The sequence below is a fragment of the Pseudomonas sp. Sample_16 genome, from assembly GCF_004307665.1.
Taxonomy (GTDB): Bacteria; Pseudomonadota; Gammaproteobacteria; order Pseudomonadales; family Pseudomonadaceae; genus Aquipseudomonas.
Window position 1 is genome coordinate 41,707 of the sequence record NZ_RCOB01000218.1, and the last position, 12,047, is coordinate 53,753.

Annotated in this window: 9 protein-coding genes; 3 read left to right on the plus strand and 6 right to left on the minus strand. The window is 60.3% G+C overall.

All coding sequences use genetic code 11. The features are described 5' to 3' along the window. Positions 1–50: 50 nt before the first annotated feature. Positions 51–971: a LysR substrate-binding domain-containing protein gene (locus D8U69_RS28455; RefSeq protein ID WP_056854142.1), complete on the minus strand. Its 921-nt coding sequence runs from the start codon at positions 969–971 to the stop codon at positions 51–53. A gap of 158 nt (positions 972–1,129) precedes the next feature. On the opposite strand from D8U69_RS28455, the gene D8U69_RS28460 reads away from it, so the two are divergent. Beyond that, complete coding sequence (locus D8U69_RS28460) at positions 1,130–2,527, plus strand: NorM family multidrug efflux MATE transporter (protein WP_130908621.1); 1,398 nt, start codon at positions 1,130–1,132, stop codon at positions 2,525–2,527. A 137-nt stretch (positions 2,528–2,664) separates the two neighbouring features. On the opposite strand, the gene D8U69_RS28470 is transcribed toward D8U69_RS28460, so the two are convergent. Next, positions 2,665–4,338, minus strand: coding sequence for a bifunctional diguanylate cyclase/phosphodiesterase (locus tag D8U69_RS28470; protein ID WP_130908607.1), 1,674 nt, complete (start codon positions 4,336–4,338; stop codon positions 2,665–2,667). A gap of 263 nt (positions 4,339–4,601) precedes the next feature. Between D8U69_RS28470 and rep the strand changes: the two genes are divergently transcribed. After that, positions 4,602–6,611 carry a DNA helicase Rep gene (rep, locus tag D8U69_RS28475; RefSeq protein ID WP_007975144.1) on the plus strand — a complete coding sequence of 670 codons (2,010 nt, stop codon included), beginning with the start codon at positions 4,602–4,604 and terminating at the stop codon, positions 6,609–6,611. Between the two features lie 56 nt (positions 6,612–6,667). Beyond that, positions 6,668–7,240, plus strand: a complete 573-nt coding sequence (locus D8U69_RS28480; RefSeq protein ID WP_056854144.1) for a xanthine phosphoribosyltransferase — start codon at positions 6,668–6,670, stop codon at positions 7,238–7,240. A 123-nt stretch (positions 7,241–7,363) separates the two neighbouring features. On the opposite strand, the gene D8U69_RS28485 is transcribed toward D8U69_RS28480, so the two are convergent. The 4 genes from D8U69_RS28485 to alr form a co-directional block, all read right to left on the minus strand. Then, a complete protein-coding gene (locus tag D8U69_RS28485; RefSeq protein WP_130903806.1) occupies positions 7,364–9,286 on the minus strand; it encodes an acetyl-CoA hydrolase/transferase C-terminal domain-containing protein in 1,923 nt (640 codons plus the stop codon). A gap of 376 nt (positions 9,287–9,662) precedes the next feature. Then, the gene (locus D8U69_RS28490; RefSeq protein ID WP_056854146.1) at positions 9,663–10,076 is read right to left on the minus strand and encodes a c-type cytochrome; all 414 of its coding nucleotides are present in this window, start codon (positions 10,074–10,076) and stop codon (positions 9,663–9,665) included. 182 nt (positions 10,077–10,258) lie between these two features. Beyond that, entirely contained in the window at positions 10,259–10,807 is a 549-nt protein-coding gene (locus D8U69_RS28495) for a cupin domain-containing protein (RefSeq protein WP_056854147.1), read from the minus strand. A 116-nt stretch (positions 10,808–10,923) separates the two neighbouring features. Further along, entirely contained in the window at positions 10,924–11,997 is a 1,074-nt protein-coding gene (gene alr, locus D8U69_RS28500; protein WP_056854148.1) for an alanine racemase, read from the minus strand. Positions 11,998–12,047 lie beyond the last annotated feature (50 nt).

The window sequence follows — 12,047 nt, forward strand, 5'->3', positions numbered from 1 at the left end:
TAATTCGCCGGGATATAGCTTAAAGCCATCACCCAGGCAGCTCTATCGATTCAGCTCAATCGGTGGACATCCGGCAATTCCATGGCTCGTACTTCGCTCTGCAGGAAGTCGCCAAGACGGCGCAAACGTTCGCCTCCCGGGCGCGTTTTCGGCCAGACAAGGTAATAATGCTCACCGCTGGCGACGGCCGTCGGCCACGGCAGACTCAACCGCCCCTGGGCGACATCTTCCGCCACCATCAGCAGATCCCCCATGGAAACACCGTATCCTCGAGCGGCGGCGATCATGCCCAACTCCAGCGTGTCGAAGACCTGCCCACCCTTGAGCGACACTTGATCGGTCAGGCCCATATGCTCCAGCCAATTGCGCCAGTCGCGCCGATCGGGCGTTGGATGTAAGAGTTCGGCACTGGCCAGACGCGCTACGTCCCAGGGTTGATCCTTCAGAAGATTCGGTGCGCCCACAGGAATGAGTTCTTCGGGGAACAGGAAACTTGCCTCCCAGTCCGGAGGAAAGTTCCCGTTGCTGAGGATGACTGCGCAGTCGAACGGTTCATGGTTGAAATCCACCGAATCTACGTCCATCCAGGCACTGGTCAATTGCACTTCATTTCCCGGTTGCAGGTGCCGAAATCGACTGAGCCGCGCCAGCAGCCAGCGCATGGTCAGGGTCGACGGCGCCTTCATGCGCAGGATGTCATCTTCGGCGCGCAGGGTATTGCAGGCTCGCTCAAGTGCTGTGAAGCCCTCGCGTATGCCGGGCAGGATCAGTCGCGCCGACTCGGTCAGTTGCAAGTTGCGGCCACTGCGATGGAACAAGCGACAGGCAAAATGCTCCTCGAGGGTACGAATATGACGACTCACGGCACTTTGGGTAATCGACAGTTCTTCGGCTGCGCGGGTAAACGAACTGTGCCGCGCCGCCGCTTCGAATGCGCGCAGGGCATACAAGGGAGGAAGACGACGTGACATTGGGAATGCTCCTACAGCGGGACTTGGCCACCCTAGCAGAAACTCTGCAGCATGAGTTTGAATCATGCCATCCATCCTTTTTATCCCTTTGTGCAAACCCCGTGAAGCGCCGAGAATCGGTGCTTTCCTCTTCACGTTGATGATCGAGCCTGATGACCATGCAGCATCCAGCACGTACTGAACTCTGGGCCATCCTGCGGCTGGCGGGGCCGTTGATTGCCTCACAGTTGGCGCACATGCTGATGGTGCTCACCGACACCTTGATGATGGCCCGCCTGAGTCCCGAGGCGCTGGCCGGTGGCGGGCTGGGTGCGGCGACCTATTCGTTCGTGTCGATTTTCTGCATTGGCGTGATCGCGGCGGTCGGTACGCTGGTGGCGATCCGTCAGGGCGCGGGCGACATTCTTGGCGCGGCCCGACTGACCCAGGCCGGAGTGTGGCTGGCCTGGTTGATGGCGCTGGGCGCCGGGTTACTGCTGTGGAACCTCAAACCGGTGTTGCTGCTGTTCGGCCAGACCGAAAGCAACGTACAAGCGGCGGGGCAATTTCTGATCTTTTTGCCGTTCGCCCTGCCCGGTTATCTGAGTTTCATGGCCTTGCGCGGCTTCACCAGCGCCATCGGCCGCGCGACACCGGTGATGGTTATCAGCCTGGGCGGCACGGTGGCCAACTTCCTGCTCAACTACGCGTTGATCACCGGCATGTTCGGCCTGCCGAAACTCGGTTTGATGGGCATCGGCCTGGTCACCGCGATTGTCGCCAACCTCATGGCCCTGGCGCTGGCATGGCACATTCGCCGGCATCCTGCGTACGAGGCGTATCCGCTGCGCCAGGGGTTGCTGCGGCTCAACCGACAGTATCTGAAGGAACTGTGGCGACTGGGTCTGCCGATTGGCGGCACCTATGCAGTGGAAGTCGGACTGTTTGCGTTCGCGGCGTTGTGCATGGGCACCATGGGCAGCACGCAACTGGCGGCGCACCAGATTGCCCTGCAAATCGTCTCGGTGGCGTTCATGGTCCCGGCGGGCATTTCCTACGCCATCACCATGCGCATCGGTCAGCATTACGGCGCCGGGCAATTGCTCGATGCGCGACTGGCCGGCCGGGTCGGCATCGCCTTCGGTGCGGCGGCGATGCTGTGTTTCGCAATGGTCTTCTGGCTGCTGCCGAATCAGTTGATCGGCCTGTTCCTGGACCACAACGACCCGGCGTTCCGTGAAGTCATCAATCTGGCCGTGAGCCTCTTGGCGGTAGCGGCGTGGTTCGAGCTGTTCGACGGCACGCAAACCATTGCCATGGGCTGCATTCGCGGGCTCAAGGATGCCAAGACCACGTTCCTGGTCGGCCTGGGATGCTATTGGCTGATCGGCGCACCGGCCGCATGGTGGATGGCGTTCCATTTGAACTGGGGGCCGACGGGCGTCTGGTGGGGCCTGGCGCTGGGACTGGCTTGCGCAGCGGTCAGTTTGACGCTGGCGTTTGAGTGGAAGATGAAGCGGATGATTCGGCGGGAGCCAACACTTAAGGAAGGTTTCCGGATGGCTCAACCTGACTGAAATCCCCGGGGATTGTGTGGCGAGGGAGCTTGCTCCCGCTCAGCTGCGCAGCTGTCGCAAAGCTTTTGGGGTCGCTGCGCGACCCAGCGGGAGCAAGCTCCCTCGCCACCCAAAGCGCATTCCTGCAAGCGTTACGGTTACACCACCACTTCCAGCGCTGGCTGCTGGCTGCTGCCAAACATCAGGTACTCCACCAGGTCCGCCAGCGCCAACGGCTTGCTGATCAGATAGCCCTGCACTTGATCGCATTCGAACCCGCGCAACAATTCCAGTTGCTCTGGCGTTTCCACGCCTTCGGCGACGACTTCGAGATTGAGGTTGTGCGCCAGGTTGATCATCGCGTGGACCAGTTTGCGGTTCTCTTCGCGCTGCTCCATGCCGCCGACAAAGCTCTTGTCGATCTTCAGCAAAGTGATCGGCAGGCTGTTGAGGTGCACGAACGATGAGAACCCGGTGCCGAAGTCGTCGAGGGAGAAGCGCACGCCCAGACGCCCGAGGGCATCCATGGTTTGCTTCACCAGATCGCTACGACGCATCACCGCGGTTTCGGTCAATTCGAATTCCAGCCACTGTGCCTCGACGCCGCGCTCGGCAATCAACCGGCTCAAGGTCGAAAGCAACTGGCTGTCCTGGAATTGACGGAACGACAAGTTGATCGCCATGTGCAACGGCGGCAAACCCAGCTCCAGCAATGCCTGCATGTCACGCAGGGCACGGGAAATCACCCAGTAACCCAGCGGCACGATCAGGCCGCTTTGTTCGGCCAGCGGCACGAATTCGCTTGGCGGCAACAACCCGCGTTCAGCGTGACGCCAGCGCACGAGCGCTTCGAGACCGACGATCTGCCCGTCCTCAAGGTTCAGGCGTGGCTGGTAGTGCAGCTCCAGCTCATCGCGGCGCAACGCCCGGCGCAGCTCGGTTTCGAGATCGGCAATGCTGCGGGCATTGCGATTGATGCGTTCGTTGAAGATGTGGAAGGTGCAGCCTTGAGTGCTCTTGGCCTGCTGCATGGCGATGTGCGCGTGCCACATCAACGGGTCGGCACCGGCTTGGGCACGGGCATGGGCGATGCCCAGGCTGGAGCCGATCAACAGGCTTTCGCCATCGACCCAATAGGGCTCGGCCAGCGCTTCGGTGATGCGTTCGGCCATCCACTCGGCGCGTAGAGGGGCGCGGCGGGTGTCGATCAGCAGCGCGAACTCATCGCTGCCCAGCCGCGCCAGTTGATCACCGGCTTCGAGCTGGCTTTTGAGCCGGGCGACCACTTGCAGGATCAACCGGTCGCCCGCCTGATGGCCGAGGGCGTCGTTGGCATGACGGAAGTTATCGAGGTCGAGATGCCCGAGCGCCAGACCGCGACCGTCGTTTTCCGCCAGGCGCGCCGTCAGCAGGGTCTGGAAGCCCTGGCGGTTGGCAATACCGGTGAGCGGATCTTGCTCGGCCAGGCGTTGCAAAGTGGTCTCCAGCACGCCACGTTCGCGCACATGCCGCAGGCAGCGGCGCAGCATGCCGGGGTCGAGATGCTCGCGTACCAGCCAGTCGCTGACGCCGTCGGGCGGTGTGAGCGGCTCGTGCTCAAGCAGCAACACCGTCGGCAGACAGCAACGGCCCGGCGCCGGCTGAAGAGCCGGGATCGTCAATAACACCGCACTGCGGTTGTCATCGAACAGACTGCTGACCGACTCCCAACTCGGCGCGCTGATGAGCACGGCCGAGCTCCCCATCGGAGCCAGACACTCGCGCAACAACGCTGCCCACGCTGGCTCTTCGGCCAGTAGCAGCAAACGCAAGGGTTCGACAGGCGTAGACAAGCTAGCTCCCTAGACTCTGCAAAGATGTAGGCGACGGGCATTATGCCGTGCCGACAACTAATGACAATGACATCAGTTATCAAACGAGGTCTTTGTATCCGGAATTACGAACATTAGACGCAAATCCGTTGCGCATCCTGCGTGAAAGTAACAAAAGCGGCAATTAGAGATCGCGTGTTGCGTCACAAGTCGGAGAGAGCAGCACAATTTGCTGAGCCTGTTAAAATGCCGGCCCATTTCGTGACTGACTCCTGAATTTACCTATGTCCCGACTCAATCCCCGGCAGCAAGAAGCCGTGAGCTACGTCGGCGGCCCTCTTTTGGTGCTCGCCGGTGCAGGCTCCGGCAAGACCAGCGTGATCACGCGCAAAATCGCGCACCTGATCCAGAACTGCGGCATCCGCGCCCAGTACATCGTCGCCATGACCTTTACCAACAAGGCCGCCCGCGAGATGAAGGAACGGGTCGGCACCCTGCTGCGTGCCGGTGAAGGTCGCGGGCTGACGGTCTGCACCTTCCACAACCTGGGCCTGAACATCATCCGCAAGGAACACGTGCGGCTGGGCTACAAACCGGGCTTCTCGATCTTCGACGAGACCGACGTCAAGGCCCTGATGACCGACATCATGCAGAAGGAATACTCGGGCGACGACGGTGTCGACGAGATCAAGAACATGATCGGCGCCTGGAAAAACGACCTGATCCTGCCGGCCCAGGCCCTGGAAAACGCGCGTAACCCCAAAGAGCAGACCGCTGCCATCGTCTACACCCACTACCAGCGCACGCTCAAGGCGTTCAACGCGGTGGACTTCGACGACCTGATCCTGCTGCCGGTGAAACTGTTCGAAGAACATGCCGACATCCTGGAAAAGTGGCAGAACAAGGTGCGCTACCTGCTGGTGGACGAGTACCAGGACACCAACGCCAGCCAGTACTTGCTGGTGAAAATGCTCATCGGCAAGCGCAACCAGTTCACCGTGGTGGGCGACGATGACCAATCGATCTACGCCTGGCGCGGCGCTCGCCCGGAAAACCTGATGCTGCTCAAGGAAGACTACCCGTCCTTGAAAGTGGTGATGCTGGAGCAGAACTACCGCTCCACCAGCCGCATCCTGCGCTGCGCCAACGTGCTGATTTCGAACAACCCGCACGAATTTGAAAAGCAGCTGTGGAGTGAAATGGGCCACGGCGACGAGATCCGCGTGATCCGCTGCCGCAACGAGGACGCCGAAGCCGAGCGCGTGGCCATGGAAATCCTCAGCCTGCACTTGCGCACCGACCGTCCGTACAGCGATTTCGCGATCCTTTATCGCGGCAACTACCAGGCCAAGTTGATCGAGCTGAAATTGCAGCACCATCAGGTGCCGTATCGTTTGTCGGGTGGCAACAGCTTTTTCGGACGTCAGGAAGTGAAGGACCTGATGGCCTACTTCCGCCTGATCGTGAACCCGGACGACGACAACGCCTTCCTGCGGGTAATCAACGTGCCGCGCCGCGAGATCGGCTCGACCACCCTGGAAAAACTCGGCAACTATGCGACCGAGCGCAAGATCTCGATGTACGCCGCCACCGACGAAATCGGCCTGGGTGAGCACTTGGACAGCCGCTTCACCGATCGCCTGTCGCGTTTCAAGCGCTTCATGGACAGGGTCCGCGAGCAGTGTGCCGGCGAAGATCCGATCTCGGCGCTGCGCAGCATGGTCATGGACATCGACTACGAGAACTGGCTGCGCACCAACAGCTCCAGCGACAAGGCCGCCGACTACCGCATGGGCAACGTCTGGTTCCTGATCGAGGCGTTGAAAAACACCCTGGAGAAGGACGAAGAAGGCGAGATGACCGTCGAGGACGCCATCGGCAAACTGGTCTTGCGCGACATGCTCGAGCGTCAGCAGGAAGAAGAAGACGGCGCCGAAGGCGTGCAGATGATGACCTTGCACGCCTCCAAGGGCCTGGAATTCCCCTACGTGTTCATCATGGGCATGGAAGAGGAAATCCTCCCGCACCGCTCCAGTATCGAAGCCGATACCATCGAAGAAGAACGCCGCCTGGCCTACGTGGGCATCACCCGCGCGCGCCAGACCCTGGCCTTTACCTTCGCTGCCAAGCGCAAGCAGTACGGCGAGATCATCGATTGCGCGCCGAGCCGCTTCCTCGATGAGTTGCCACCGGACGACCTCGCCTGGGAAGGCAACGACGATACCCCGACCGAAGTCAAAGCCGTGCGCGGAAACAACGCATTGGCGGATATACGCGCGATGTTAAAGCGCTAGAATTGACACTTTTATTGACACCTTCGGCGCAAAAGGCGCCAACAGAGGACAGCTTCATGGAAGCACTGCACCAGAAAATTCGTGAACAAGGCATCGTGCTTTCCGACCAGGTCCTGAAAGTCGACGCCTTTCTGAACCACCAGATCGACCCGGCCCTGATGAAGCTGATCGGCGACGAGTTCGCCTCGCTGTTCAAGGACTCGGGCATCACCAAGATCGTCACCATCGAAGCCTCGGGCATTGCACCGGCGATCATGACCGGCCTGAACCTCGGTGTACCGGTGATTTTCGCCCGCAAGCACCAGTCCCTGACCCTGACCGAAAACCTGCTGTCGGCGACCGTCTACTCGTTCACCAAGCAGACCGAAAGCACCGTGGCGATCTCCCCGCGCCACCTGACCAGCAGCGACCGCGTGCTGATCATCGATGACTTTCTGGCCAACGGTAAGGCATCCCAGGCGCTGATCTCGATCATCAAGCAGGCTGGCGCGACCGTAGCCGGCCTGGGCATCGTGATCGAGAAATCGTTCCAGGGTGGGCGTGCCGAGTTGGATTCTCAGGGCTATCGCGTGGAATCGCTGGCGCGCGTCAAGTCGCTGAAAGATGGCGTTGTGACCTTCATCGAATAACCACACCGCAAATCACTGTGGGAGCTGGCTTGCCAGCGATGGCGGCCAGACAGCCAACGAAGATGTTGAATGTCAGGGCCTCATCGCTGGCAGGCCAGCTCCCACAGTTGTGTTGGGTGGCAGCTATTGCGCGGTAGCCTTCAGGCCGGTTAGCAGGAGGCGTTGATAAAGGTCTTCTTTCAACCCTTCCGGCTGGCTCAGCTGCATTCGCTCCAGGTGTCCGGGAAATGTCGAAGCCTCGGGTGCATCCAGCGCCGCCTTGCCCAACTCCAGAATCTCGCTCAGCTTGAACTTGCTCTTCAACCAGTTCAGCGCCCGCAACACGTCCCGCTCCACTTCGGTGAAATCACAGCCCAACGGATACTCGGGAAACAGCGGCGCATGCCGCGCGGCGATCGCCTGCAAACGTTCAGGGCGGTTGTCGGTAAAGCGCGGATCGAGGTGGAAATCCTTCGGTAGCTTGCCAACCTTTTGCGCCTGTTCGATCAGCCCGGGCTGAAAGCGTGAGTCACTGATATTGAGCAAGGCTTCGATCACTGCTGCATCGGTTTTGCCGCGAAGATCGGCGATGCCGTATTCGGTGACCACAATATCGCGCAGATGCCGCGGAATGGTGCAGTGGCCGTACTCCCAAACAATGTTCGAACTGACCTCGCCCCCCGACTCGCGCCAGCTGCGCAGCAGCAACACCGAGCGCGCGCCTTGCAGTGCATGACCCTGCACCACAAAGTTGTACTGCCCGCCTACGCCGCTGAGCACGCGCCCGTCTTCGAGCTGATCCGCCACGGCAGCCCCCAGCAGGGTCACGGTAAACGCCGTGTTGATGAACCGCGCATCGAGGCGCTGCAAACGCTTGAGTTCTTCCTGACCGTATAGCTCGTTGATGTAGCTGATGCGGGTCATGTTGAATTCGAGCCGCTTGTTTTGCGGCAACTCACGCAAGCGCTCATAGAAACTGCGCGGCCCGAGAAAGAAACCGCCGTGGACCGAGATGCCATCGGTTTGCGCCGCTTCGTCGAGGGTGCCGGCATTCGCCTGCTGCTGGGTCGGCACATCGGGGTACACCTTGCGCCGCACGATGCCCGCATCGGCCAGCACCAGCAGGCCGTTGACGAACATTTCGCTGCAACCGTAAAGGCCTCTGGCGAATGGCTCGATGCCGCCTTCGCGCTCGATCAGTTGCGCCCACTGGCTGAGATTTACATCCGCCAACACTGCCTTGTAACCGTCGTTGTCGGCTTGGCGCGCCAGCAACGCCGCCGTCAGCGCGTCGCCCATGGAACCGATGCCGATCTGCAAAGTACCGCCATCGCGCACCAGTGTGCTGGCATGCAGGCCGATCAGATGATCCTGCAAACCCACCGGCATGTTCGGCGTCGAGAACAGGGTTGTGTTGTCTTTCTCGTCAATCAAAAGGTCAAACGTATCGATCCCGACTTCGGCATCACCGGGCATGTAGGGCAAATCGTTATGCACCTGGCCGACCATCAGAATGGTCTGGCCGGCAGCCCGGCGCCTGGCGATCATCGGCAACAGGTCGAGGGTGATGTCCGGGTTGCAGCTCAGACTCAAGCGATCGGGATGATCAGCGTGGCTGGCAACCAGTTGCGCCACCAGGTTCAACCCGGCGGCGTTGATGTCCCGAGCCGCGTGACTGTAATTGCTGCTGACGTAATCCTGCTGCGCCGCTGCGCTGTTGAGCAGGCTGCCAGGTTGCATGAAGAACTGCTGGATGCGGATATTGACCGGCAAGCTGTCGCGGCGCAGATCGGCTAGAAACTCCAGTTCCGGATAATCGCCGAAGACATTTTCGATGAAGGGCTCGAGAAAGCGCTTTTGCAAGCCGTCGCCCAATGGCGGGCGACCAAGGCACAACGCGGTGTAGATCGTCAGCTGCCGCTGCGGCAACTGCGCCACGCGCCGATACAGCGCGTTGACGAAATGGTTGGGCTTGCCCAGGCCCAGGGGCAGGCCCATGTGAATATGCGCTGGCAACCGCGCCAGTACATCGTCGACTGCTTGCTCGATAGAACACAGCTGCACCATCCGATCCTCCCTTACATTCCATGACGTGGGGTTGGACCGAGCTTGCCGGGTCTTTGCTGCAATGAACAGTCTTTAAAGTGGGAGCCAGCCTGCTGGCGATAGCGGAGTGTCAGGCAGCAAGGATGTTGTTTGTGCCGACGTCATCGCGGGCAAGCCGCGCTCCCACAGGTTTTGATGTTCGCCGCAGTTTTTGTGCACGGCGCAAACCACCTGCTCGCGCTGGTCGTCAACGATAACGCGGAGTGTCTGATGCCCCGTTGCGTCTGTTGGTTTTTTCGCGAGCAGGCTCGCTCCTACAGGGAGGGCGCGGTTTATTTGCAATCGCAGGCACAAAAAAGCCGCTCGCAAGCGGCTTTTTGGCGTCAGAGTCGGGCTGTTACAGACCGGACATCTCTTTGATCGCGCCTTTGAGTTCGTCATCGGTGCAATCGGCGCAAGTGCCTTTAGGCGGCATCGCGTTGATACCGGTAATGGCTTTGGCCAGGATGCCGTCGAGGCCGCCCTGGTGATCGGCACGCTCTTTCCAGGCAGCCTTGTCGCCGATTTTCGGCGCACCCAGCAGGCCGGTACCGTGGCAAGCGTTGCAGTGCTTGGCAATCACATCTTTAGGTGCTTTAGCACCACCACCGCCGCCGGCAGTAGCGGCGACTTCCATGCCCTTGCACTCTTTACCTTGAACACACACCTGGCCGACTGGCTCGAGGCGTTTGGCAATTTCGTCGTTCGTCGCAGCTTGAGCGCTGACAGCCCAGAGGGCCAATACGGTTGCTGGTACGGCCAGCATTTTCATAATTAGATTCACGCGTTCACCCTCAATGGTGGCTAGTCACGCCTACGGCCACGGTTCGCAGGCGGGCGCAAGTATAGCGGTAAGCCCGCGACACTGAAACAACCCCAAAGTCGAAGGGGTCTTGTTGTGCAACGGTAAAACGGCTCGGGTGCCTCGGCCATGCTGGCAGGGCGCCTCTTTTCTTAAAAGTTTGCCGGTGTAGCTGCGCTGATTAGTCGCGCCGGCGCGTCGAACGGATTTCGGAAACGGTGCGGCTTGGTACTTTCAAAGTAGTAGCTATCGCCCGCTTCGAGCACAAAAGTTTCAAGCCCGACGACAAGCTCCAGTCGACCTTCCACCAGAATTCCGGTTTCCTCGCCCTCATGGGTGAGCATCTCCTCACCGGTGTCGGCGCCTGGCGGGTAGATTTCATTGAGGAACGCGATAGCCCGGCTCGGGTGTGCCCGGCCGACCAGTTTCATGGTCACGGCGCCATCGGAAATATCGATCAGCTCGTTGGCCTTGTAGACGATCTGAGTCGGTATTTCCTGCAGGATTTCTTCGGAAAAGAACTCGACCATGGACATGGGAATCCCGCCCAACACTTTCCTCAGCGAGCTGATCGAGGGGCTGACGCTGTTTTTCTCGATCATCGAAATGGTGCTGTTGGTGACGCCCGCACGCTTGGCGAGCTCACGCTGGGAAAGACCTTTGAGCTTACGGATCGATTGCAGTCGTTCGCCGACGTCCAATGCAGGAGCCTCCAGGGATTCAGTTTGTTGGAATATTGAGCGTTATCATGGCGACAGCGTTCAGTATTTACAACACTTTGACCTGAATCCTGTTCGGCGAAGCGACTTCCGGCGCTTCAGTCCCCGGAATAGAGCATCGGCACCCGACGCAGGTTGCAGAAGATCTGATAAGGAATCGTGCCGGCGGCAATGGCCACGTCGCTGGCCAGGATGTTTTTGCCCCACAACTCGACGGTCGAGCCCAGTCCCGCTTGCGGGATATCGGTCAGGTCGACACACAACATGTCCATCGACACCCGACCGATCAACTGGCTGCGCTGCCCAGCCACCAGCACCGGTGTGCCGGTTGGCGCCAAGCGCGGGTAACCATCGGCATACCCCATGGCCACCACGCCGACGCGCATCGGTTTTGGGGTAATGAATTTCGCCCCATAACCAATCGGCTCGCCAGCCGGCAGTTCACGCACGCAGATCACTTTCGACTCCAGGGTCATCACCGGTTGCAGGCGCGAGGCCACGGTGTTGGCCTCCTCAAAAGGCGTGGCGCCGTAGAGCATGATGCCCGGGCGAACCCAGTCACTGGGAATCTGCGGCCAGCCCAGCACAGCCGGCGAGTTACGCAGGCTGATTTCAGCGGACAAGCCCTGGCGCGCCGCTTCGAATACCGCCGCCTGCTCGACACTGGCCTGGCTGTTCAATTCATCGGCACGGGCGAAGTGGCTCATCAGCACGATTTTCGCGACATTGCCGCTGGCCAGCAGCCGTTGATAGCCTGCTTGATAATCCTTCGGATGCAGGCCCACCCGGTGCATGCCCGAATCGAGTTTGAGCCAGACGATGATCGGCTTGTTCAGCGCAGCCTTTTCGATCGCCTCGAGCTGCCACAGCGAATGCACCACGCACCAGAAATCATGCTCGACGATCAGCGACAGCTCATCGGCTTCGAAAAAACCTTCCAGCAACAACACCGGCGCGCGAATACCCGCAGCGCGCAGTTCCAGGGCCTCTTCGATACAGGCCACGGCAAAACCGTCCGCCTCGCCTTCCAGCGCCTGGGCGCAACGCACCGCGCCATGGCCGTAGGCATCTGCCTTGATCACCGCAAGGGCTTTGGCGCCGGTGATTTCACGGGCGATCTGGTAGTTGTGACGCAGGGCTTGGAGGTCGATCAGGGCACGGGCAGGGCGCATGGCGGCAGACTTCTGGTCGGTCGTTTCGAAGAACCGGCACTGGCGGACGG